At 67.7% G+C, this 23,838-nt stretch carries 20 protein-coding genes; 12 read left to right on the plus strand and 8 right to left on the minus strand.

The features are described 5' to 3' along the window. Positions 1 to 368 precede the first annotated feature (368 nt). A complete protein-coding gene (gene secG / locus L6Q21_RS11845) occupies positions 369 to 743 on the plus strand; it encodes a preprotein translocase subunit SecG (protein WP_237831035.1) in 375 nt (124 codons plus the stop codon). A 72-nt stretch (positions 744 to 815) separates the two neighbouring features. Beyond that, positions 816 to 2,450: a CTP synthase gene (locus L6Q21_RS11850; protein WP_237830971.1), complete on the plus strand. Its 1,635-nt coding sequence runs from the start codon at positions 816 to 818 to the stop codon at positions 2,448 to 2,450. On the opposite strand, the gene L6Q21_RS11855 is transcribed toward L6Q21_RS11850, so the two are convergent. Further along, the gene (locus L6Q21_RS11855; RefSeq protein ID WP_237830972.1) at positions 2,413 to 2,997 is read right to left on the minus strand and encodes a hypothetical protein; all 585 of its coding nucleotides are present in this window, start codon (positions 2,995 to 2,997) and stop codon (positions 2,413 to 2,415) included. The two genes, L6Q21_RS11850 and L6Q21_RS11855, sit on opposite strands and share 38 nt — an antisense overlap. 412 nt (positions 2,998 to 3,409) lie before the next feature. On the opposite strand from L6Q21_RS11855, the gene proS reads away from it, so the two are divergent. Genes proS through L6Q21_RS11870 form a run of 3 tightly spaced genes read left to right on the plus strand, consistent with a single transcriptional unit; the run spans position 3,410 to position 6,637 of the window. Continuing rightward, positions 3,410 to 4,699, plus strand: coding sequence for a proline--tRNA ligase (gene proS, locus L6Q21_RS11860; RefSeq protein WP_237830973.1), 1,290 nt, complete (start codon positions 3,410 to 3,412; stop codon positions 4,697 to 4,699). A 17-nt stretch (positions 4,700 to 4,716) separates the two neighbouring features. After that, on the plus strand, positions 4,717 to 5,943 hold the full coding sequence (locus tag L6Q21_RS11865; protein WP_237831036.1) for a lipoprotein-releasing ABC transporter permease subunit: 1,227 nt from the start codon (positions 4,717 to 4,719) through the stop codon (positions 5,941 to 5,943). Then, positions 5,936 to 6,637 (plus strand): ABC transporter ATP-binding protein, encoded by a 702-nt coding sequence (locus tag L6Q21_RS11870; protein ID WP_237830974.1) that lies wholly within the window; start codon positions 5,936 to 5,938, stop codon positions 6,635 to 6,637. Before L6Q21_RS11865 ends, L6Q21_RS11870 begins: the two co-directional genes overlap by 8 nt. A gap of 320 nt (positions 6,638 to 6,957) precedes the next feature. Here L6Q21_RS11870 and L6Q21_RS11875 read toward each other — a convergent pair whose 3' ends face one another. From L6Q21_RS11875 to metZ, 5 genes are all read right to left on the minus strand, one after another. After that, complete coding sequence (locus L6Q21_RS11875; protein WP_237830975.1) at positions 6,958 to 7,335, minus strand: hypothetical protein; 378 nt, start codon at positions 7,333 to 7,335, stop codon at positions 6,958 to 6,960. A gap of 81 nt (positions 7,336 to 7,416) precedes the next feature. Continuing rightward, on the minus strand, positions 7,417 to 7,686 hold the full coding sequence (locus L6Q21_RS11880) for a hypothetical protein (protein ID WP_237830976.1): 270 nt from the start codon (positions 7,684 to 7,686) through the stop codon (positions 7,417 to 7,419). A gap of 811 nt (positions 7,687 to 8,497) precedes the next feature. Beyond that, on the minus strand, positions 8,498 to 9,286 hold the full coding sequence (locus L6Q21_RS11885; RefSeq protein WP_237830977.1) for a LysR family transcriptional regulator: 789 nt from the start codon (positions 9,284 to 9,286) through the stop codon (positions 8,498 to 8,500). A 1-nt stretch (position 9,287) separates the two neighbouring features. Further along, complete coding sequence (gene apaG, locus L6Q21_RS11890; protein WP_237831037.1) at positions 9,288 to 9,695, minus strand: Co2+/Mg2+ efflux protein ApaG; 408 nt, start codon at positions 9,693 to 9,695, stop codon at positions 9,288 to 9,290. Positions 9,696 to 9,697: 2 nt separating this feature from the next. Continuing rightward, on the minus strand, positions 9,698 to 10,906 hold the full coding sequence (gene metZ, locus L6Q21_RS11895) for an O-succinylhomoserine sulfhydrylase (protein ID WP_237830978.1): 1,209 nt from the start codon (positions 10,904 to 10,906) through the stop codon (positions 9,698 to 9,700). Positions 10,907 to 11,142: 236 nt separating this feature from the next. On the opposite strand from metZ, the gene L6Q21_RS11900 reads away from it, so the two are divergent. From L6Q21_RS11900 to L6Q21_RS11915, 4 genes are all read left to right on the plus strand, one after another. Further along, a complete protein-coding gene (locus L6Q21_RS11900; protein ID WP_237830979.1) occupies positions 11,143 to 11,742 on the plus strand; it encodes a glutathione peroxidase in 600 nt (199 codons plus the stop codon). Continuing rightward, a complete protein-coding gene (locus tag L6Q21_RS11905; RefSeq protein ID WP_237830980.1) occupies positions 11,739 to 12,170 on the plus strand; it encodes an MliC family protein in 432 nt (143 codons plus the stop codon). The genes L6Q21_RS11900 and L6Q21_RS11905 overlap by 4 nt, the downstream gene beginning before the upstream one ends. Before the next feature lie 119 nt (positions 12,171 to 12,289). Continuing rightward, positions 12,290 to 13,006, plus strand: a complete 717-nt coding sequence (locus L6Q21_RS11910) for a response regulator (RefSeq protein ID WP_237830981.1) — start codon at positions 12,290 to 12,292, stop codon at positions 13,004 to 13,006. Positions 13,007 to 13,020: 14 nt separating this feature from the next. Next, positions 13,021 to 14,370: an ATP-binding protein gene (locus L6Q21_RS11915; RefSeq protein ID WP_237830982.1), complete on the plus strand. Its 1,350-nt coding sequence runs from the start codon at positions 13,021 to 13,023 to the stop codon at positions 14,368 to 14,370. Positions 14,371 to 14,596: 226 nt separating this feature from the next. Here L6Q21_RS11915 and L6Q21_RS11920 read toward each other — a convergent pair whose 3' ends face one another. Together L6Q21_RS11920 and L6Q21_RS11925 are read right to left on the minus strand one after the other, a co-directional pair. Then, on the minus strand, positions 14,597 to 19,249 hold the full coding sequence (locus L6Q21_RS11920; RefSeq protein WP_237830983.1) for an NAD-glutamate dehydrogenase: 4,653 nt from the start codon (positions 19,247 to 19,249) through the stop codon (positions 14,597 to 14,599). Positions 19,250 to 19,487: 238 nt separating this feature from the next. Then, on the minus strand, positions 19,488 to 20,192 hold the full coding sequence (locus tag L6Q21_RS11925) for a hypothetical protein (RefSeq protein ID WP_237830984.1): 705 nt from the start codon (positions 20,190 to 20,192) through the stop codon (positions 19,488 to 19,490). 151 nt (positions 20,193 to 20,343) lie between these two features. Between L6Q21_RS11925 and sseA the strand changes: the two genes are divergently transcribed. From sseA to L6Q21_RS11940, 3 genes are read left to right on the plus strand one after another with little or no spacing between them, the layout of a single operon-like run. Beyond that, entirely contained in the window at positions 20,344 to 21,183 is an 840-nt protein-coding gene (gene sseA, locus L6Q21_RS11930; protein ID WP_237831038.1) for a 3-mercaptopyruvate sulfurtransferase, read from the plus strand. Further along, positions 21,141 to 22,382: a cystathionine beta-lyase gene (metC, locus tag L6Q21_RS11935; RefSeq protein WP_418895827.1), complete on the plus strand. Its 1,242-nt coding sequence runs from the start codon at positions 21,141 to 21,143 to the stop codon at positions 22,380 to 22,382. The genes sseA and metC overlap by 43 nt, the downstream gene beginning before the upstream one ends. Next, positions 22,379 to 23,791 carry an amidase gene (locus tag L6Q21_RS11940; RefSeq protein ID WP_237830986.1) on the plus strand — a complete coding sequence of 471 codons (1,413 nt, stop codon included), beginning with the start codon at positions 22,379 to 22,381 and terminating at the stop codon, positions 23,789 to 23,791. Before metC ends, L6Q21_RS11940 begins: the two co-directional genes overlap by 4 nt. Positions 23,792 to 23,838: the final 47 nt, after the last annotated feature.

The following is a 23,838-nucleotide window of genomic DNA, read 5'->3' on the forward strand; positions in this document are numbered from 1 at the left end:
CGCCGCAAGTTCGGCCGGCTGAGCCGGGGCCCCAACAGGCCCCGGCCAGTCCGACGGCGCGAGGCTATGCCTCGCTTTTTCTTTTCTTCTCTTCCTGTTCCCACCCAGGCCAGCCGGACTCGGCGGCTTTGCCGCCGGCCGGCCATCGCCCACCCCACCCAACGCCTCCGCCCCACGCCGTCACCCCGGGCTTGACCCGGGGTCCAGCTTTTTCTGCACCGCCTCGCCAACAGAATAGCTGGACCCCGGGTCAAGCCCGGGGTGACGAAGCCGGGCGCCCCCACCACCCCGCGTCCCTTGCACTGCGCCACCAGCCGCCCTATGTGCCCGCTTTACCCATTTAGCCGAATGCGAGCCTCACCCCCGTGCTGATGACCTTCCTTCTCGTCGTTCACGCCATCATCGCCCTGGCGCTGGTGGGCGTGATCCTGCTGCAGAAATCGGAAGGCGGCGGCCTGACGGGCGGCGGCTCCGCCGGCGGGCTGGTCTCGGCGCGCGGCGCCGCCGACCTTCTGTCGCGCACCACGGCGATCCTCGCCACCTTCTTCATCATTTCCTCGCTGGGCCTCGCCTGGCTCGCCGGCCACGGCAACCGCCCGAAGACGATCGACACCACGCTCGCCCGCGAGGCGCCGCCGGTCGCTCCGGCCGGCCCGCCGCTGGCCCCCGCGCTTCCCGCCCCCGGCGCCGCGCCGGCGGAAACTCCCGCCGCCCCGGCGAACGAAGTCCCGCTCGCCAATTAAACGGATTTCCCTGTTGAAAACCGGGCCGGCGCGCGTGACAGCGGCCGCGCCCTTAGCTAGGTATTGCCTCCCATGGCGCGGTTCATCTTCATCACCGGCGGCGTGGTCTCCTCGCTCGGCAAGGGTCTCATGGCGGCATCGCTCGGCGCGCTGCTGCAGGCGCGCGGCTATCGCGTGCGAATCCGCAAGTTCGACCCCTATCTGAACGTCGATCCGGGCACGATGAGCCCCTATCAGCACGGCGAGGTCTATGTGACCGACGACGGGGCCGAAACCGACCTCGACCTCGGCCATTATGAGCGCTTCACCGGAGTCGCCTCGCGCCAGTCCGACAACATCACCTCGGGCCGCATCTACCAGCAGATCATCACCCGCGAGCGCCGCGGCGACTATCTCGGCGCCACCGTGCAGGTGATCCCGCATGTGACGGACGCGATCAAATCCTTCGCGCTGGCCGAGACCGACGATCTGGACTTCGTGCTCTGCGAAATCGGCGGCACCGTCGGCGACATCGAATCGCTCCCCTTCATCGAGGCGATCCGCCAGTTGAAGAACGAGCTGGGCCGGGGCAACAGCATCTCCATCCACGTCACGCTGGTGCCCTTCATCGCCGCCGCCGGCGAACTGAAGACCAAGCCCACCCAGCACAGCGTCCGCGAACTGGCCTCGCTCGGCGTGCAGCCGGACGTGCTGGTCTGCCGCAGCGAACGCCCCCTGCCCGAGGGGGAGAAAGCGAAGATCGCCCTCTTCTGCAACGTGCCCAAGGAAGCGGTGATCTCCGCGCTGGACGCGAAGTCGATCTACGCCGTGCCGCTGCAATATCATGGCGAGGGGCTGGACGCCGAAGTGCTGAAGGCCTTCGGCCTGCCGGTCGGCGCCGCCCCCGACCTCGGACGCTGGGACGATATCGTCGACCGCATCGTCAACCCCGAAGGCGAAGTGACGGTGGGCGTGGTCGGCAAATATGTCGGCCTGCCGGACGCCTACAAGAGCCTCAACGAAGCGCTGGTGCATGGCGGCATCGCCAACCGCGTGAAGGTGAACATCCGCTGGATCGACGCCGAACTGTTCGAACAGGCCGACAGCGACATCGCCGCCAGCCTGGAGCCGCTCAACGCCATCCTCGTCCCCGGCGCCTTCGGCGAGCGCGGGGCCGAAGGCAAGATCGCCAGCATCCGCTTCGCCCGCGAGCGCCGGGTGCCCTATTTCGGCATCTGCTTCGGCATGCAGATGGCCTGCGTCGAAGCGGCGCGGAACCTCGCCGGAATCGCCGGCGCCTCCTCCACCGAATTCGGCCCCACGCCCGAACCCGTCGTCGGCCTCATCACCGAATGGATGGGCAGCGACGGCCTCGAGAAGCGCGAGCAGGGCGGCGACCTCGGCGGCACCATGCGGCTGGGCGCCTATCAAGCGAAGCTCGCCGGCAACAGCCATGTCGCCGGCATCTACGGCGCCGGCGAAATCTCCGAACGCCACCGCCACCGCTACGAGGTGAACACCGCCTACAAGGAGCGGCTGGAGGAGACCGGCCTCGCCTTCACCGGCATGTCGCCGGACGGCGCTCTGCCGGAAATCGTCGAACGGCCGGAGCATCCCTGGTTCGTGGGGGTGCAGTTCCACCCGGAGCTGAAGTCCAAGCCCTTCGCCCCGCACCCGCTCTTCGCCAGCTTCATCGAGGCGGCTGTTCGCCAGTCCCGGCTGGTGTAGCGGCATCGGCGGCCGGCGCTTCAGGCGCCGCGCCCTGCTCCGGAATCGGGCCCTGCTCCGGTATCGGATCGAAGGGCGACACCACGATCTGCGAGACGGGCCTCTTCACGGCGCAGACCTCCTCCACGCCGTTCGGCCGGGAATTGATCAGCAGCGCCACTTCGGCGAGCACGCCATTGTGCCGCTCGTCCGCTTCCAGCAGCGCCTTCGCGCGGGCGCAGAAGCTCGCATGCTCGGCATATTCCGAATAGCGGTTGGCAAGCGCCGTCGTGAACTTGTCGTAGCGCGCCTTGTCCCCCTCGCGCACGAAATGCGCCAGCAGCTTCTTCTCGCCCTCCAGCAGCTTGTCCTTGGCGCGGCCGACCCAGCGGTTGTAGGCGGCCGGCATTTCCGGAATGCTTCGCCCGCACTTCAGCGCGCTCACCATCAGCACCGTCTGCAGGTCGCGCATGCGCGCGGCCTCATATTCCTCCGCTTCCCAGCACGCAGCCGACGCCGGCGTCGCCACCAGCGCAGCGGACACAATGGCCCCCATGATACGCATCACCCATGACCCCCTGCCCATGACCCCCTGCCAAACCCGCCATTCCCCCTGGAACGGCAGAGCTGGCAAGAAATCCCAGCCGCAAACATCCGGATTCGCGCAAGCGCTTTCGCAAGGCCACATGAAACTGTCATGAAAAAAGGCCGCCCGGACTAGCCGGACGGCCCTTTTCTCTTGAACCCCTTCTGGCGCCCCTTGCCGATGCTGCCCGGTTCCCGGGTCCGACGCATCTAGGGGCTGACCCCGAACCCTGGCCGGCTCTGCCGCCTTGGTGCATGGAACCTATACCGCTGACGGCAGGGCTGTCATCAAACTGGAACATGGCACCGCGATTCGCCGCAGCCCTGTTGCAGCGGGGCCACAGCATCGGCTAGGCATCGCCCACTCATTCGCCGGCCGAAAGTTCCGATCCACCATGCTGCTTTCCCACTATCTCCTCCCCGTCATGAAGGAGACCCCCGCCGACGCCCAGATCGTCTCGCACCAGCTGATGCTGCGCGCAGGGCTGGTCCGGCAGACGGCGGCCGGCATCTACGCCTGGCTGCCGCTGGGCCTGCGCGTGCTGGACCGGATCGCGAACATCGTCCGCGCCGAGCAGAACCGCGCCGGCGCCATCGAGCTGCTGATGCCCACCATCCAGTCCGCCGACCTCTGGCGCCAGTCCGGCCGCTACGACGCCTATGGCCCTGAAATGCTGCGCTTTCAGGATCGGGGCGGGCGGGAAATGCTCTACGGCCCCACCAACGAGGAAATGATCACCGCCCTCTTCCGCGACTGTGTGAAGAGCTACCGCGACCTGCCGCGCACCCTCTACCATATCCAGTGGAAGTTCCGCGACGAGGTGCGCCCCCGCTTCGGGGTGATGCGCGGCCGCGAGTTCCTGATGAAGGACGCCTACAGCTTCGACATGGACGAGGAAGGCGGCCGCGCCAGCTACGACGCGCAGTTCACCGCCTATCTGCGCACCTTCGCCGCGCTCGGCCTGCGCGCCGTCCCCGTCCGCGCCCCCACCGGGCCCATCGGCGGAGACCTCAGCCACGAATTCCACATCCTCGCCGACACCGGCGAAAGCGAGGTCTTCTACGATTCGGCGCTCGACGAGGTGGACCTCGCCGACCCGGACGCGCCCGCGAAGCTCCGCTCGCTCTACGCCATGGAAGCGGAAGAGCATGAGAAGGTGACGGACTGCCCCGTCCCGGCCGAGCGCCTCGCCAGGCGGCGCGGGATCGAGGTGGGCCATATCTTCTTCTTCGGCAGCAAATATTCCGCCGCCATGGGGCTGCAGGTGCAATCGAAGGACGGCGGCCTCGTCCACCCGCTGATGGGCAGCTACGGGGTCGGCGTCTCCCGCCTGATCGGCGCCATCATCGAGGCGAGCCACGATGCAGCCGGAATCGTCTGGCCGGATTCGGTCGCCCCCTTCGATATCGGCCTCATCAACCTGCGCGTCGACGACGCCGCCTGCGCCGCCGCCGCAGCCGACCTGCACCAGAAGCTGGAAGCCGCCGGCAAGACGGTCCTCCACGACGACCGCGACGCCCGCGGCGGCGAGAAGTTCGCCACCATGGACCTGATCGGCCTGCCCTGGCAGCTCACCATCGGCCCCAAGGGCGTCGCCGCCGGCACGGTGGAGCTGAAGCGCCGCGCCACCGGCGAGAAGCAGGACCTCTCTCTCGAAAGCGCGCTCTCCAGGCTCATCGGGTGATCACCTCCTACGAACGGATGATCGCGCGCCGCTACCTGCTCCCGGGGCAGGGCGAGCGCTTCATCGTGCTGGTGGCCGGCATCTCGCTGGTCGCCGTGGCGCTCGGAGTCGCCGCCCTCATCGCCGTGATGAGCGTGATGAACGGCTTCCGCGCCGAACTGTTCGACCGCTTCCAGGGCCTGAACGGCCACGCGGTGGCGCAAGGCTATGGCGGCCGCCTGCCGGACTGGCAGCGGGTCGTCGACCTCGCCCTGGAAACGCCCGGAGTCACCTCCGCTACTCCCCTCATCGAGCAGCCGCTGATGGCCTCGGCCAACGGCCGGGTGGAAGGCGTGCTGGTGCGCGGCATGCGCGTGGAGGACATTCTCAAGACCGACGTGATCGCCCAAACGGTCCAGTCCGGCGACATCAACCGGCTGAAGCCCGGCGATCCCGTGGCCGCCATCGGCGCCCGCCTGGCGGAAAATCTCGGCGTGAAGGTCGGCGACAGAATTGCGCTGATCGCCCCGCAAGGCACCGTCACCCCCTTCGGCACCGTGCCGCGCATCGTCTCCTACGAGATCGTCGCCACCTTCGAGATCGGCATCTACGATTTCGACAAGGCCTTCGTCGTCCTCCCGCTCGACCAGGCGCAGATCCTGTTCGACCTGGGCGAAGACGTCGGCATGGTGATGATGACCAGTATAAACCCCGACCGGATAGACCAGTATATGCGCCCGCTGGCCGAGAAGATCGGCCTTTCCGCCCTCATCACCGACTGGCGGCAACTGAACTCCGCCCTGTTCGAGGCGCTGATCGTCGAGCAGGTGGTGATGTTCTGGGTGCTGTCCATCATCATCCTCGTCGCCGTCTTCAACATCCTCTCCTCGCTCATCATGCTGGTGCGGGCGAAAACGCGGGACATCGCCATCCTGCGCACCATGGGCGCCAGCCGCGGCGCGCTGATGCGGGTGTTCATGATGGTCGGCACCTCTATCGGCGCGCTGGGCGTGCTTCTCGGCCTGGCGCTCGGCTTCCTCGTGCTCCACTTCCGCCAGCAGATCGTCGGCGGCTTCGCGGCGATTTCCGGCACCAACCTCTGGGATCCTTCCGTGCGCTACCTGACGGAGCTGCCGGCGAAGACCGATCCGGCCGAAGTCGTCGGCACCGTGCTGCTGACGCTCGCGCTGGCCTTCCTCGCCACCATCTACCCCGCCTGGAAGGCCGCCAGCACGGACCCGGTGACGGTGCTCCGCTATGAGTGACTTCGCCCTAGAACTGATTGCGCTGACCCGCAGCTTCCAGCAGGGCGGCGCCCGGATAGACGTGCTGCGCGGCGTCGACCTGCAACTGCGCAAGGGCGAGATTGTCGCTCTCCTCGGCCCCTCCGGCTCCGGCAAATCGACCCTGCTGCAAGCCGCCGGCCTGCTGGAGGGCGGTTTCGGCGGCCGAATCGTGATAGACGGCCGCGAAGCCGCCGACCTCTCCGACCGCAACCGCACCGCGCTGCGCCGCGACTGCCTCGGCTTCGTCTACCAGTTCCACCACCTCCTCCCCGACTTCTCGGCGGAAGAGAATGTGGTGCTGCCGCAACTGATCCACGCCGCCCCGAAGGAAGCCGCCCACAGCCGCGCCACAGACCTGCTGACCGCGCTCGGCCTCGGCGCCCGCCTCCACCACCGCCCCTCGCAACTCTCGGGCGGAGAGCAACAGCGTGTCGCCGTCGCCCGCGCGCTGGCCAACAAGCCCGTCCTCGTGCTGGCCGACGAACCCACCGGCAACCTCGACGAGGACACGGCCGCCAAAGTCCTCGAAGAATTCCTCCGCCTAGTCCGCTCCCAGGGCTCGGCGGCGCTGGTCGCCACCCACAACCGGGCGCTCGCCGCCCGAATGGACCGCGTGGTGCGGCTGGACCACGGCAAGCTGGTGGAAGGCGCGGGCGTCAGCGCTGCAAAGTAAGAAGAAGGGGCTCTGCCCCTTCACCCCGGCAGGGAAATGATTTCCCTGCACCCTCGAATTTTTCTTATACAGCCATTGGAATGCCGGGCGGTTCTGGCAAAAAACTTTGACCATATGCGCTCTACAGCGAGTTTCCCGAATTCCGAAGGAAGGAACGCTAAGGCAAGTTCAGGAGGCAGGATTCCGGACCGCTATCAAACTCATGCGAATTAAGTATCCTGTCCCCGGAATTTCTACAGCCGTCGCAGAGAAAGCGCCTCCCCACCCCGCCCTTCGCCGTCTCCGTCAGTCGGCACCAGCTCAGCACTATATATGCGCTATCATCGCTTTTGCTTCTCAAAGAAGATTCTATTCCGCGCCTCCTCTATAGGAAAGTTTCTCCTGATTTCTTTTGTAAGAAGATAGAAAACGACGAGCGCCAACGCACCAACAATAAGGGGAGGCAGTAGCTGCTGCTCTAGATAGACCAGCAGCCCTATGGCGATTCCTAGCAGACCGAACGATGCAATGTGCAACATCAGTTCCTTGGGGCTGGCCCGGTATTTTGCATGAACGCCGACCGGCCAGTTCTGGGAACGCTCCAGATAAATGCGTCCTTCTATCATGTGGCTCAATTGCCGATGTAGCTTTGTCAGCAGGAGGAAGGATGCCGCCAACGACACAAGCGCGACCAGCTCTACATTCATGACTATCTGCATGCCACTGCACCTGCCGCTTACCCCAACAGGGGGGAGCTAATCCTTTAATCCTGCTATCCATCCTGATGTTCCACCGCACTATCACCGCAACCGACGAAAAACCCCGTAGGCAGCACCGGACAGTAGAGCGAGCGCCCCAAGTCCCAGGAGGATGAACGATATGGGGCGACTGTCCAGTGTTACAGCTAACTGCACCAAAATCGCGGCGGTTAAGAATCCGAGGAAGGGTAAAGCGATTTGAAACTTCGTTCCAGGCTGCCCTGTCCGTGGGTTTACGAATGGAGATAAAAATTCATATCGAAGGTAAATTATCAAAATGGCGAGTGCGGCTATAATATTGATTTCAGACATCACTAGCCACCTCAGTTGTAGACCTGAACCAGCACTTCCTTATCTCCACCAGCTTAAAATACCGGTGACAGTATACTTAATTTACACTCATATATCAAATGATGACTGACGCAATCGGCCGGTCAATCGAAATATTCTCCGAATTAAATATACTGCCCCCGGAATTCTGCCTCGCCCCCAGAACTCCTATCCCGAACCGTTCGCCGCGTCACATTCAGATGACGAGTGAAGTGCCACCCTGATTAAAAGATTAATGCTTTTCTGGAAGTTTTCTGCAAATTAACCCTGCTACTAAAGATAATATCAAAAAAACTCCATAGATATAAGATACAATATTTCCACGAAAACCTGTCTCTACTATGAAATAAAAGAAAATCAAAAATGCAATGATAATATATAAAATTGGAAGTAAGAAACTAAGAAAAACATGTGATGATTTTTTTGTAAATATAATCAATACAATTATTGCAAATGTCATTGCAATAATATTAATATATGATTCTGATAGAAATATTATCAATGCAGATGTTGAACAGAATATTGCTAAATATAAATATACCATTGCAAATCTGCTCATTATTTTGCTCCGCATTGATTCGGAATTTCGGGCACAGCATACCAATTGTCTGAAGCGCAATTTGAACTGGGCGGCGCGTCAAAAGCCGTCAGTCCGCACCCGGCCTAAAAGCTGCTATTCTGCAACAACAACATAGACAATTCCCACCCCACCCAAAACACCCGGGGGTGCAGGGGCGTCACGCCCCTGCCGGGTCTCGGGCGGAGCCCGAGCCGCCGGAGGCAGGCCTGCCGCTCACAAAGCCTCCAGCAACTGCTCCACCAGCGCCTTCACCTTGGCGCTTTTCCACTGCGGCGCCGGCGCGCACAGCCAGTAGGCGTCGTCGGTCGGCACCCGCTCGCCGCGTTCTTCCAGCAGCCCCGCTTCCAGCGCGTCGGCGGCCAGCGTCAGCGGCACCTGCGCTTCGCCCAGCCCGGCCAGCGCCCAGTCCAGCGCCGCGCCGGCGTCGGGCAGCGCCACCGCCGGGCCTTCGAGGCTCCGCCAGCCTAGGGGCCGCCCTTCGATGCCCGGCACCGCCACCGTCACCAGCAATTCGTCGGCCAGCTTGCGGCCGAACACCCCTTCGGCGTCCGGCGTCGGGCCGTAGCTCAGCGCCAGGTCCAGGTTCGCCTGCGAGAAGTCCACCGGCCCGTCCAGCGCCAGCACCTGCACCGAGGCATCGGCGTTCGCCTCCAGCCAGCGCGACAGGCGCGGCATCAGCCAGTGCCGGATGGCCCCGCGCGCGCAGCCCAGCGACAGCCTTGTCGCCCCCTGCCCCTCGCGCAGCGCCGACACCGTTTCCTCGAAGGCGGTGAAGCCGGACCGGAGGTGCGGCAGCGCCCGCGCCGCTTCCGGCGTCAGTTCCAGCCCGCGCGCGGTGCGGCGGAACAGGATCACCCCCAGCGTCTCCTCCAGCGCCCGGATCTGCTGGCCGACGGCGGCGGGCGTCACCGCCAGCTCGTCCGCCGCCTTGGTGAAGCTCAAGGACCGCGCCGCCGCATCGAACACGCGCAGCGCGTTCAGGGGAATGAGGGAACGTTTCATCTCAGTTGGCCGCTCCCTTCGTGTCCGGGGAAATCAGGTCGAAGCCGGGAATCTCCACCTCGAAGCGCCGGCCGCCCTTGTCTTCCATCCCGTAGCGCCCGCGCATATGCCCCATCGGGGTGGAAAGCGGGCAGCCCGACACATAGTCGTAGCTTTCGCCGGGATGGATTTCGGGCTGCTCGCCCACCACGCCTTCGCCCATCACGTCGCGGCGCGCGCCATTGCCGTCCACGATCACCCACGCCCGGTCGATCAGCCGCACCGTCACGCCCGAGCCATTCTCGATGCGGATATGGTAATGCCACACCCAATGGCCATTTTCCGGGTCGGACTGGTCGCCGGCATAGCGCGGCTGCACCCGAACTATGATCCCCTCGGTCGTCGCCACCGCGCTGAACAGCCCGGGCAGGCTCAAAGGCCGACCGCCTTCAGCGCCTGGTCCAGGTCGTCGATCACATCGTCCGCATCCTCCAGGCCGACGGAAAGCCGCAGCATCCCCTCGCCCACGCCCATTTCCGCGCGAACCGGCTCGGCGACGGCGGCATGGGTGGTGGAGGCGGGATGCGTCATCAGCGAGCGACTGTCCCCCACATTGTTGGAAATGTCGACCAGCCGCAGCGCGTCCAGCAGGCCGTGCGCCTGCGCCCGCCCGCCATCCAGATGCAGGGCGAGGATGGTGCCGCCGGCCGTCATCTGCCGCATCGCCAGCGCCTGCTGCGGATGGCTTTCCAGCCCCGGATAGAGCAGGCGCGGCACGCGCGCTTCCAACGCGTCGGCCACCTTCAGCGCATTGTCACAGGCGCGGCGAACGCGCAGGTCCAGCGTCTCCAGGCTCTTCAGCAGCACCCAGGCGTTGAAGGCGGAAAGCACCGGCCCGGTGTGGCGGGTGAAGGCCAGATAGGTCTCCTCCATCCACTTCTCCGGCCCCATCACCGCCCCGCCCAGCACGCGGCCCTGCCCGTCCATCAGCTTGGTCGCCGAATAGCCGACGATGTCCGCGCCCAGATCCAGCGGCCGCTGCACGATGGGGGAGGCGAAGGCGTTGTCCACGAACAGCAAGGCGCCGCCGTCGTGCGCGATGTCGGCGACGGCGCCGATGTCGACGATATCCAGCGTCGGATTGGCCGGCGTCTCCACGAAGATCGCCTTGGTGTTCGGCCGCATCGCCTTTCGGAAGGCGTCGCTGTCGCGTCCGTCCACCGTCGTCGTTTCGATTCCGAAGCGCGGCAGGATCGTGTCCACCAGCACGCGGCAGCTTCCGAACAGCGAACGCCCGGCCAGCAGATGGTCGCCGGCGGAAAGCGTGCTCATCAGCGCCGCCGTCATCGCCGCCATGCCGGAGGCCGAGGCGCGGCAGGCTTCCGCCCCTTCCATCAGCGCCAGGCGCTGCTCCAGCATCTCCACGGTGGGGTTCTGCAGCCGCGAGTAGGTCATGCCCTTCTCGTCGCCGCGGAAGCGGGCGGCGGCTTCCTCGGCGCTGTCGTAGCAATAGCCCGACGTCAGGAAGAGCGCTTCCGACGTTTCCCCATATTCGCTGCGCGCGGTGCCGCCGCGAACGGCCTGCGTCGCCGGCCGCCAGTTGCGGGTGAGGGTGCGATCCTGTCCTGCCTTGCGTTTCATCGCGCTTCCATAGGCGCAAGATCGGCCGCCGCAAACCCTCGGGCGAACATGGACGAGGGGGCGTTCCGCACGCCACCCCCGTCTCCCCGGGCTTGACCCGGGGCCCAGCTTTTCTTCGGGCAAAGCGGTAGGAGAAGAAAGCCGGCCCGCCGGGCGAAGCTTCCCGGTTGCTGCCCGATTCGCTTTCCGTTAAAGCCCGTGTCAACCAACCTACCCGACCAACCACTGGGGGTCTCATGCGCATCTGGTTTTCCATCCTTGGCGCGGGCGTGCTTCTGGCCGCCGGCGGAATGGTCGTGTCCGCGACGAAGGCCCAGACGGCGAAGGCGCCCGCCGCCCAGCCGCCCGCAACCGCGGGCAGCGCCCACGACTTCACCCTGACGCGGATAGACGGCAAGCCGCTCCCGCTCGACGCCTACAAGGGCAAGGTGGTGCTGCTGGTGAACACCGCCAGCTTCTGCGGCTTCACCTCGCAATATGAAGGCCTGCAGAAGCTGCAGCAGAGCTATGCGGCGAAGGGCTTCACCGTGATCGGCGTGCCGTCCGGCGATTTCATGAGCCAGGAATATGACGACAACGGCAAGATCAAGGAATTCTGCGAGACGAAGTTCGGGATCACCTTCCCCATGGCCGAAAAGGCGCATGTGAAGGGCGCGAACGCCATCCCCCTCTACCGCTGGGCCAAGACGCAACTGCCGACCGAGAATGAGCCGAAGTGGAACTTCCACAAATTCCTGATCGGCAAAGATGGCAAGCTGATCGCCGGCTACAACAGCAAGGTCACGCCGGACAGCGCCGCCCTCACCGCCGCCATCGAAAAGGCGCTGAAGGCGTGATCCGCGCCACCGGCCTCGCGCTGCTGCTGATGCTGTCCGCCTGCGGCGAGAAGCCGGCGGAAAAGCCCGCCGAAGCCCCCGCCCGGCAATCGCAGGCGAAGGCCGTCCGCACCGTCGCCTACACATGCGAAGGCGACATGGCGGTGACCGCAATCTACGGCCTAGACGCCGAGGGCCGGCCGGACGTGGCGCTCATCATCCAGGGCGACGATTTCCGCCTGACTCCGACCGGGGCCGCCTCCGGCACCCGTTACGCCTCGCCGCACGGCGCGGCGGCCGGCAAGGGCATCATCTGGTGGGAAAAGGATGGAGAGGTGCTGCTGCAGCAGGCCCCCGCCGATCAGGTGGACGACCCGGCCGCCGGAGTCACCGCCCGCACCTGCAAGGTGAAGACGGAGCCTTCCGCCATCCCCAAGGCCAAACCCTGAAAAGCCCCTCCCCTTGAGGAGGGGTTGGGGTGGGGGCCTCCAGCAAGCCCATCCCCCCCTAATCTCTGGCGTCCGGCCCTCCACAGGTCTAGAAAAGCGAAAATAAGGAAAGGCAAATCGTGCCGAACATCCTGCTTGTCGACGACGACCCCGGCATTCGCGACCTCGTTTCGGACTTTCTCGGCCGCCACGGCTATGACGTCACCACCGCCGAAGACGGCGCCGCCATGGACCGGGCGATCGCCGCCGCGCCCCAGCCGTTCGACCTCATCGTCCTCGACCTGATGATGCCGGGCGAGCATGGCCTGGAAATCGCCCGCCGGCTCGCCGGCCCCGGCGGCCCGGCGATCATCATGCTCTCGGCCATGGGCGAGGACAGCGACCGCATCGTCGGGCTGGAAGTCGGTGCAGACGATTATCTGCCCAAGCCCTGCAACCCGCGCGAGCTGCTGGCGCGAATCCGCGCCGTGCTCCGCCGCCGCACCGAGCCGGCCGCCGCCGAGCCGCAAGGCGGCCTCCTCGCCGAGTTCGACGGCTGGAAGCTCGATCTGGTCCGCCGCGAGCTCAGCTCGCCCGAAAATGTCCTCATCTCGCTGTCGGACGGCGAATTCTCCCTGCTGCGCGTCTTCGTGGAACGGCCGCAGCAGCCGCTGGCGCGGGAGGATCTCCTCGATCTGGCGCGCGGCAAGGGCTCGGAAAGCTACGACCGCTCGATCGATGTGCAGATCAGCCGCCTGCGCCGCAAGCTGGACAGCGCCACCAATTCGCACGACGAGTTGATCCGCACCGTGCGCAACGAAGGCTATATGTTCACGCCCAAGGTCGTGCGCCGCTGAGCCGGGGCGGGAACATGCCATTCCCGGAAACCGACGAGGCGCCGCCCCGCCGCCCCGCCGCGCACGAGATCCCGAGTTCGCTCTTCACGCAGATCTTCGCGCTGGTGCTCGTCACCGTCGCCGTGGCGCAGCTCATCAACCTGGCGCTGCTGGCGGTGTTGCCGCCGGACCCGCCGCGCACCGTGCCGATCGGCGCCCTTTCGGACGCCATCCTCGCCCGGGACGAGGCGGCGCTCACCTTCACCCGCGTGCCGGTCGCCCCGCCGCGCGACAGCGACAATTCCCCGGCGCTGCGCCGGCTGGAGACCGACCTCGCCAATCTTCTCGGCCGCGACCCCGCCGACGTCACCGTGCGCGTCACCGACGTGCAGGGCCGCCGCTTCGTCGAAGTCTATCCGCACGGAGGCAAGGGCGAGCCGGAGCCGGCGCTGATCGGCCATTTCCTGGTCGGCGTCCGCCAGAAGGACGGCTGGCTGCTGGTCGAGCCGCGCGACCAGAACCCCTTCAACATGCGGGAAAAGCGCTTCCTGCTGCTGTTCATCTCCAGCGCCTTCATCATGCTGCCCGCCGCCTGGCTGTTCGCCCGCCGCCTCGCCCGCCCGTTCGAGCAGTTCGCCGACGCCGCCGAGCGAATCGGCCGCGACCCCCGCGCCCTCCCGCCCAAGGTGGAAGGGCCGGAGGAGGTGGAGCGCGCGGCGGAAGCCGTCCGCCAGATGCAGCAGCGCCTGCAGGCCTATGTGACCGACCGCACGCAGATGCTGGGCGCCATCGCCCACGACCTGCGCACCCCGCTCACCCGCCTCGCCTTCCGGCTGGAAACGCTGGACGGCCCCGAGCGGGAGCGGATGCGCGCCGATGTCGCCGAGATGGAGGCGATGGTTAAGGCGACGCTGGGCTTCGCCCGCGCCGACAGCCAGCCGCCCGAGCGCCAGCGGCTGGAGCTCGGCTCGCTGGTGGAGAAGGTCGCCGACGATCTTGCGGAAACCGGCCACCGGGTCAGCGCCGAAGTGAAGGACATGCTGGTGGTGGAAGGCGACGTCGGCGAACTCCGCCGCCTCATCTCCAACCTGCTGGAAAATGGCGAGGCCTATGGCCACCGCGCCCGGGCCCGCGTCTGGAAGGACGGCGGCCACGCGGTCGTCGACATCGAGGATGAAGGCCCCGGAATCCCGGAAGCCGAACTGGAGCGGGTGTTCGAGCCTTTCTACCGCCTCGAACGCTCCCGCAGCCGCGAGACCGGCGGCACCGGGCTTGGCCTCTCGGTGGTCCGCTCCATCGCCCGCGCCCATGGCGGCGACGTGGAACTGATGAACCGCCGGCAGGGCGGCCTCAGGGCAAGGGTGATCCTGCCGCTGGCAGCCTGAGGCGCCGAGGGTAACGGGCAGGTCAGAATTACCAACCAGCAGCCCTACCGACCCCCATCACCAACCCCCGACAAGAACCCCGTCCCCAATCCCCGTCGCCCCGGGCTTGACCCGGGGTCCAGCTTTTCCACGCCCCAAACGCTTCCGGCAAGAAAGCTGGACCCCGGGTCAAGCCCGGGGCGACGGAACCCCAGGTGCAACTCCCCCCTGACCCGACCCCCGTCCCTCAAACCGCCAGCACGCCGCGCGCGATCGTCGCCAGATGCGCCAGCATCGGCAGCGTCGGCGCGCCGGACTGCCGGGCGACATCGATCGTCCGCGCCAGCGCCTGCACCTCGGCCTCATGCGCCTTCACCCAGTCGCCGATCGCCTCCAGCGGCTTGCCGCCCTCCGGCGTCAGCCGCCGGATGAGGTCGAGGCGCATCACCTCGAAGCTGCGGGTGGTGGTCGCCGCCAGCAGCCGCTCCCAGCTGTCGCTCGGCGCAAGCGCCCGGGTCGCGCCCTGCGCCCAGTCGATCCCCAGCGTCTCGCCGAGGCGGGTATAGGCTTCCGCCGTCTCCGCCTCCTCCAGGCCAAGGTCGGAGGCCAGCGCCACCACGCCGGCCGCGCTCGAAAGCGCGTTCAGCGTCGCGATCCAGTCGATCACATTGGCGGGCGCCCCTGCCAGCGCCAGCCGCTGGCGGATCGCCTCCACCTGCGCCCGCGGTTCGGGGCGCAGCAACTGGTCCAGGCTGCCGATCAGCCGCTTCAGCCCCGGCGCCAGCCGCGCGGAGAGGCGCGCCGGGCTTTCCGCCCCGGTGCGCCGCGCCAGATCGCCGACCAGGATGCGGGTGATGTCGGCGGCCTCCGCGTGCAGCGCCAGCGCCTGCGCCGCCGGCACATTCGCCTCGTCGATCGCCTTCCACAGGCTGTCCAGATCGAACAGCGTCCGCGCCGACACGAAGGCCGCCGCGATCGTCTCCAGCGGGAAGCCGAGCTCGGCGGCCAGATCATGCCCCAGCGTCAGCCCGCCCCGGTTCACCAGCTTGTTCGCCAGCATGGTGGAGACGATCTGCCGGCGAAGCTGGTGCCCCTCGATCTCCGCCCGGAAGCGCTCGTGCATCGCCGGCGGGAATTCGCGGAACAGCTCCGGCTCGGTCAGCGGGTCTTCCACCACCGCCGAGTTCGCCAGCGCGTCCTTCAGCTCCATCTTGGTGTAGGACAGCAGCACCGCCAGTTCCGGCCGCGTCAGCCCCCGGCCCAGCCGCTTGCGCTCCTCCAGCTCGCGGGCGCCCGGAAGCCCCTCGATCTGCCGGTCGAGCCGGCCGGAGGATTCCAATATCCCCATCAGCCGCACATGGCCCTGGAGCCGCGCCGCCGCATGCGATTCCGCCACCGACAGCACCAGCGTCTGGGCGCTGTTGTTGGCCAGCACCAGTTCCGCCACCTCGTCCGTCATCGAGGCCAGCAGCCGGTCCCGCTCGGCCATGTCCAGCCGCCCGGCGCGGATCGCCGCCCCCAGGGCGATCTTGATGTTCACTTCATGGTCGGAGGTGTCGACACCGGCCGAATTGTCGATGAAGTCGGTGTTCAGCCGCCCGCCCTGCCCGGCGTATTCGATTCGCCCGGCCTGCGTCACGCCCAGGTTCGCGCCTTCGCCGATCACCCGCGCGCGCACTTCCTGCCCGTTCACCCGGATGGCGTCGTTCGCCCGGTCGCCCACATCCGCGTTCGATTCGGACGTGGCCTTCAGATAGGTGCCGATGCCGCCGAACCACAGCAGGTCCACGGGCGCCTTCAGCACCGCCGTCATCAGCTCGGTCGGCGAAAGCGAGTCCGCCGTCACCCCCAGCAGCGCCCGCACTTCCGCTGTCAACGGAATCGACTTCTGCGAGCGCGGGAACACCCCGCCGCCCTTCGAGATCAGCTTCGGATCATAATCCGCCCAGGAGGATCGCGGCAGCTCGAACAGCCGCTTGCGCTCCGCCCAGCTCGCCGCCGGATCGGGCGACGGGTCGAGGAAGATATGGCGATGGTCGAAGGCGCAGACCAGCTTCAGCGCCTTCGACAGCAGCATGCCGTTGCCGAACACGTCGCCCGACATGTCGCCGACGCCGGCCACCGTCACGGGATCGGCCTGCACGTCGATGCCCATTTCGGCGAAATGCCGAGTCACGGAAACCCAGGCCCCGCGCGCGGTGATCCCCATCGCCTTATGGTCGTAGCCGACCGAGCCGCCGCTGGCGAAGGCGTCGTCCAGCCAGAAGCCGCTGTCCTCGGAAATGGCGTTCGCGGTGTCGGAGAAGCTCGCCGTCCCCTTGTCGGCGGCGACCACCAGATAGGGGTCGTCGGCGTCGCGGCGGAAGACATGCGCCGGCGGCACCACCTTGCCGTCGGCGCTCAGATTGTCGGTGATGGACAGCAGCGTGCGGATGAACAGCTTATAGGCTTCCTTGCCTTCGGCCGCCCAGCCGTCGCGGTCCACCGCCGGGTCCGGCAGCTGCTTCGGATAGAAGCCGCCCTTCGCCCCCGTCGGCACGATCACCGAATTCTTGACGACCTGCGCCTTCACCAGCCCAAGCACCTCGGTGCGGAAATCGTCCCGCCGGTCGGACCAGCGCAGACCGCCGCGCGCGATCGGCCCGCCGCGCAGGTGGATTCCCTCCACGCGCGGCGAATAGACCCAGATTTCCCGCCAGGGGTGCGGCTTCGGCAGGCCCGGCACCTTCGCCGATTCCAGCTTGAAGGCCAGCGCCGCCGGCCCGCCGGGCAGGAAGGCGTTTGTGCGCAGCATGGCCAGGATCAGCCCCTCGAACAGGCGCAATATCCGATCCTCGTCGATCGCCTGCACCGCGTCCAGCGCCTCGCGGAAAGTGGCGTGCGCCGCTTCCGCCGCCTTGTCGCCGGCATCCGGCCCCAACCTCGCGCGGAACAGGGCGATCAGCGCCAGCGTCGCCGGCTGGTTGCGCCGCAGCGCGTCCACCACCGTCTGCATCGAATAGGAGGTGCCGGTCTGCCGCAGGTAGCGGAACCAGGCCCGCAGCCAGTTCGCTTCCTCCGCCGTCAGCCCGCACGAGGGGATGAGGGCGTTGAAGGCGTCATTTTCCTGGATTCCGGTCAGCACCGCGTCCAGCGCCGGGTTCACCACCTCGCAGAAGGGCGGCAGGTCGGCCGGCGCCACCGCGGTTTCCAGCTTGAAGTCGTGGATCCAGCCCAGTTCGCCGTCGGCCAGATCGTAGGGCACTTCCTCCACCACGCGGAAGCCGAAATTCTCCAGCATCGGCACCGAGTCCGAAAGCGGGATGATCTCGCCCAGCCGGTAGATCTTCAGCCGCACCACCTGCTGCGGATCGCCCTCGCGCCGGTAGAGCGCCACATGCCGGTCGGCCGGCGAGGAAAGCTCGGTCAGGCGCAGGATGTCGTCGGCGGCTTCCTGCGCGTTGAATTCCGAGCGATAGCCCAGCGAGAAGGCGCGGCCATGCGTCAGCGCCAGCCGCGCTGCGCGGATGGCGCCGGCGCGTTCCACCAGCGCCAGCTCCAGCTCGTCGTCCCAGCCGCGCGTCAGTTGCAGCAGCCGCTGGTTCAGCTGCTCGGCGTCGGGCGCCTGCTCCACGCCCTCCAGGATATAGTGCACGCGGGCCAGCCCCTCGGCGTGCAGCTCGGCGTCGAACTTGCCCAGCCGGCCGCCGGTTTCCTGCTGCAGCATGGCGCCCACCCGCTGGCGCAGGTCGGCGGAGTAGGTTTCCCTCGGGATATAGACCAGCACCGAGGTGTTGCCCGAACGGCTGTCGCGGCGCAGGAAAAGCTGCGGGCGCGGCCGATCCAGCAGCGAAAGCAGGCCCTTCGCCATCACCAGCAGCTCTTCCGCGTCGATCTGGAACATCTCCTCGCGCGGGAAGGTCTCGATCACATGCGTCAGCGCCCGGCCGGCGTGGCTGCGCGGGGCATAGCCCAGCCGCTCCGCCACTTCGGCGACCTTGCGGCGGATCAGCGGCACCCGGCGCGGGCTTTCGCGCAGCGCGGCGCTGGCGAACAGGCCCAGGAAATGCGCCGCGCCGATCACCTTGCCCTGCCCGTCGAAGCGCTGCACGGTGATCACGTCGAACGGCACCGGCCGGTGCACCGTCGATCGCTGAGGCGCCTTGTGGATGATGACGGGATCGGTCGAGCCGTCGGCCGAAGGCGCCGGCCAGCGGGCGCGCTCGGCCAGCAGGCCCAGCCGCTTCTGCCCGTCGGCGAAGCCCAGCAGGGTGAAATTGTCGGCCGCCAGCCATTCCAGGAAGGCGATGATTTCCGCCAGCACATGCGGCGCCACCGGCGGCGGATTGTCGTTCAGCGTGCGCGCGGCGGTGCGCAGCTCGCGCAGCATCGGCTGCCAGTCGTTCACGGCGCGGCGCACATCGGCGTAGACGAGGTCCAGCTGCTGCGCCAGATGCGCGCGCTTCTTCGCCGGCGCGCGCTCCACGTCCATCAGGATCAGGCTCTCGCGCGGCGCATCCGCCTCGCCCAGCGCCACCACCCGGCCCTTGTCGTCGCGGCGGACGCTGAGGATCGGGTGGATCAGCCGGCGGATTTCCAGCCCCTCGGCCCCTATTGCGGCGGTGGCGCTGTCCACCAGGAAGGGCATGTCGTCGGTGTTCAGGATCACCGCCATGTGCCGCCGGCCGACATCGCCCTCGCCGGCGCCCACATGCACATTGTGCGTGCCGTGCGGCCGGACGGCGAAGGTGGCGAGCGCCAGATCGGCCAGCCGGTCGAGGTCGACATCGCTCAGCCCCTCGGTTTCGGACGGGGTGGCGCTGGCGTAAAGCTGCTGGCGGAAAGCCTTGCGCAGATCGGCCGGGAAGCTCTCAGGATCGAAATCTGCCGGGGAATCCGCGCCGGGGGCCTCGTTCGGCATCTCACCACCTCATATCCAGGCGGCAAGGCCGCCAGTTGAACGGACGGCCCGCCGATATGGCAGGCCATCCGCATGGTCCAGCGGCAGGGCCCGGCTATCGCCGCCCGGCCAGTCTGCCGCAGCTATGCGCCACTTGCCGGACCGCTTCAAGCTTGGCCGATTGCGGAAGATTCGGGCGGCATCCGCCGATTCCACGGAAAGCCGCGCCCGGTTCCGCCGTTTCGGCGGCGGATGCGCTTCAGCCGCCCTGCCGGTGCATCCATTCGATGGCGGCGGCCAGTTCCCGGTGCAGCGCGTTCGTCTCCTCGGCGGACAGCAGCTTGCGCCAGGAGGCGACGACCGCCACGCTGGCGCCCGGCGCAAGGCCGCGGTCCGCGCGCCCGAACAGCCCGCCGCCCGGCTGGAGCACCCCCGAAAGCGGCAGGGCGATGGCGCGCATCAGCAATTGCCCGTCGGCCCGCTCGCCATCGGCGGCCTCGGCATCGTCGCTGTCGTAAAGGCAGGGCTGGCCAAGCGCCGCCGCCTTGCGCCCCAGGGCGACGAGCCGCGCGCCGACGCGGCTGAGGCCGGAAGGCTCCGGCAGGATTCCCGGCGACAGGCCGGCGATGAGCGCCAGCGAATCCCCGACGAACCCCAGAGTCGCCAGCCCCCCCGCCGGCATTTCCAGCAGCAGCGCCTGCGCCGCGAACGGCGGGCGCAGCAGCTCGCCCACCCGGTCGGCGGCCGGCATGGGCAGCTCTCCGGCGAGCTTCGCCCACAGCAGCTCGGCCCGGCGCACCAGCCGCCTTTCGACCCCGCTCGGCGCCTCGCCCACCGGCGCCGGGCGCACGCCGGCGCCCGCCGCCGGCTTCACGGCGGGATCGGCCCAGGACCTCGGCGCCGGGCCGCCGGCGCGCGCCCTTGCCAGCAGTTGCCGGACCGCATCCTGCGAAAGCTGTTCCACAGCGGCTTCCTCCCGGGCCCATACCAGTTCAGACAGGCTTTACGGCCGCGCTTCGACGGGATTCAGTGGCGGCGGCGCTTGTCGGCGCGGAACGGCCCCGGTAAGGATGCGCCGGTCCCGCCCTCGGGCGCCGCAGCATATTGGGGATATGATGGAAGCGATCGTCAGCGCAGAATGGTTGAAGGGCGAAATCGAAAAGAGCGACGTGCGAATCGTCGATGCCACGCTCTTCCTGCCCGTGCATGAACGCGATGCCCGGGCCGAGTTCGAGGCCGAGCATATCCCCGGCGCCGTCTTCCTGGATCTGGAAGAAGTGACCGACCCCTCCTCCGGCCTGCCGCACATGCTGCCGACGCCGGAGAAATTCGCCAGCCGGGCGCAGGCGATGGGCCTGGGCGACGGCTCGCGCATCATCGTCTACGACAACAGCCCGCTGCGCTCGGCGGCGCGCGCCTGGTGGATGTTCCACCTGTTCGGCGCGCACCAGGTCGCCGTGCTGGACGGCGGGCTGGACGCCTGGAAGGCCGCCGGCGGCGCGCTGGAAAGCGGCAAGCCGATCGTCCGCCACCGCCACTTCACCGTCTGGGCCGACATGTCGTCGGTGCGCGACCTCGCCGCCATGCGCGAGAATCTGAAGTCCGGCGAAGCGCAGGTGGTGGACGCCCGCCCGGCCGGCCGCTTCACCGGCGCCGAAGCCGAAACCCGACCCGGAGTCCGCGCCGGCCATATGCCCGGCGCGAAGAACCTGCCCGCCAGCACGCTCTACACAGCCGACGGGCACATCAAGGACGCCGAAGGCCTGAAGGCCGCCTTCGCCGACGCCGGAGTCGATCCGCTGAAGCCGCTGATCGCCAGCTGCGGCTCGGGAATCACCGCCGCCTCGGTGGTGCTGGCCGCCACGCTGCTCGGCGCGAAGTCGCCCGCGCTCTATGACGGAAGCTGGGCGGAATGGGGGGCGCAGGCCGACACCCCGGTCGTCACGGGGGCGTGAGCCACAGCCACGACAAGCCGGAGACCTGGGCGGCGGCCGCGGGCCGCCGGCCGGAATGGACGCAGAATCGCGAAGGCACCGGCGGGATCGTGAACCCGCCGGTCTGGCGCGCGTCCACCATCCTCTACCCGACGATCGCCGACATGGACTCCGCCAACCAGCGGCAGGACGAGACCCTGTTCTACGGCCGCAAGGGCACACCCACCACCTGGGCGCTGCGCGAGGCGCTGACCGGGCTGGAGCCGGGCGCGGAAGGCACGATGCTCTACCCGTCCGGCGTGGCGGCGATCACCGGCGCTATGCTGGCGGCGCTGAAGCCCGGCGAGCATCTGCTGATCCCCGACAGCGCCTATGATCCGACCACGCATCTTTCCCATGGCCTGCTGCGGCAACTGGGGGTGCAGGCGGAAGCCTATGATCCGCTGATCGGCGGCGCGATCGCCGGGAAGTTCCGCCCGAACACCCGGCTGCTGGTGCTGGAATCGCCCGGCTCCCTCACCTTCGAGGTGCAGGACATCCCGGCGATGACGGCGGCGGCGCGGCAGGCCGGAATCGCCACCCTGCTGGACAACACCTGGGCCGCCAGCCTGCACTTCAAGGGCATCGCCGCCGGTTGCGACATGGTGATGCAGGCGCTCACCAAATATGTCGCCGGCCATTCCGACGTGATGATGGGCTCGGTCAGCGCCACGCCCGAGTGGTTCGGCCGGCTGCGCTCCACCGCCTGGCAGCTCGGCCATTGCGTTTCCGGCGACGAGGCGGCGCTGGCGCTGCGCGGCTTCCGCACCCTGCCCGTGCGCATGGCGCGGCAGCAGGAATCGGCCCTGAAGATCGCCCATTGGCTGAAGGCGCAGCCGCTGGTGGAGCGGGTTCTGCACCCGGCGCTGCCCGACTGCCCCGGCCATGAGAACTGGAAGCGCGACTTCAGCGGCAGTTCCGGCCTGTTCGGCGTGGTGCTGAAGACCGGATCGCGCGCCGACGCGCCCATCTTCTTCGACCAGCTTTCGCATTTCGGAATCGGCTTTTCCTGGGGCGGCTATGAAAGCCTCGCCATCCCCACCAGCCCGGAAAAACTGCGAAAGCTGGGCGGTTTCGTGCCGTCCGGGCTCAGCCTAAGATTGTCCATCGGCCTCGAGGACCCGGACGATCTGATCGCCGATCTTTCCGAGGCGCTGAAACGCATGGAGAGCATCGGATGAGCGCCATCACCTCCCTTTACCGCGACACGGATGCCGTGGGCCTCGCCCGGCTGGTGAAGCGAAGGGAGGTGAAGGCGGAGGAACTGCTGGAGGCGGCGCTGGCGCGCGTTTCGGAAACCCAGCCGAAGTTCAACTATATCGTCCGCCTGTTCCCGGAGCGCGCGAAGGCGCTGCCCCCCGGCGAGGGGCCGCTGGCCGGCGTGCCCTTTCTGGTGAAGGATCTGGCGGTGGATGTCGCCGGCGAGGTGACCGGCATGGGCAGCCGCTCCTTCCATTACACGCCGAGCTGGAATTCGGTGATCGTCGACCGCGCCGACGCCGCCGGGCTGGTGACCTTCGGCAAGACGACGACGCCCGAACTGGGCCTGACCATCACCACCGAAAGCGAGGCGACCGGACTGACGCGCAACCCCTGGGACCCGACGAGGATCGCCGGCGGCTCGTCGGGCGGCGCGGCGGTGGCCGTCGCAGTAGGCGCGGTGCCGCTGGCGCAGGCGTCGGACGGGGGCGGATCGATCCGCGTGCCGGCGAGTTGCTGCGGCCTCGTCGGCCTCAAGACCTCGCGCGGGCTGATCCCGCATGGGCCGCTGAAGGAAACGCTGTGGAACGGCATGTCCGTCACCGGGCCGATCGCCCGCAGCGTGCGCGACTGCGCCGCCTTTCTGGACGCGATGGCCGGGCCGTCGGCCGGCACCCGCGCCACGCCGCCGCTTCCCGAAGGCGGCTATCTGGCGGCGCTGGAGCGGGCGCCTGTCGGGTTGAAGGTGGCGCTGGTGGATCGCTCGCCCATCGGCGGGGCGATCCACCCGGATGTGGCGGCGGCGCTGGAAGCGGCCGCGCGGCTGCTGCAAGGGCTTGGCCATCCTGTCGAGCCGGCGGTGCCGGCGCTCGACTGGGCGGCGCTGATGGGCGCCAACATCACCAACATCGCCGTCAGCACGGCTTCCGACATCGCCGAATTCGCCCGCGCCTGGGGCCGCGACCCCGGCGAGGGGCTGGAGCCGGCGGTTCAGAACTGGCGGCGCATGGGGCTGACGCGCACGGCGTTGGAGCATGAGCAGGCGCTGCGCAGCCTGGAAGAGGGCTGCATGGCGCTGGACCGCTTCCTGCAAAGCTACGACATCATCCTGTCGCCGACGCTGGCCGAGCCGCCGGTGGAACTGGGGCTGCTGAGCCTGTCCAACCCGGATCACCAGCAGTTCGTGGAGACCTACAGCCGCTTCTGCCCGTTCGTGGGGCTGGCGAACATGACCGGCACGCCGGCCATCACCCTGCCGCTGGGCCAGTCGGCCGACGGGCTGCCCATCGGCATCATGGCGCAAGGGCGGTTCGGGGCGGACCTGCTGCTGTTGCAGCTTGCGGCGCAGGTGGAGCAGGCGGCGCCCTGGGCGGGGCGGCGGCCTGGCTGAGGCTTTTACCGGTTTGGTTGTTCCACGTGGAACATTTTCCTACACTT

The organism is Sandaracinobacteroides sayramensis, from assembly GCF_022014495.1.
GTDB lineage: Bacteria > Pseudomonadota > Alphaproteobacteria > Sphingomonadales > Sphingomonadaceae > Sandaracinobacteroides > Sandaracinobacteroides sayramense.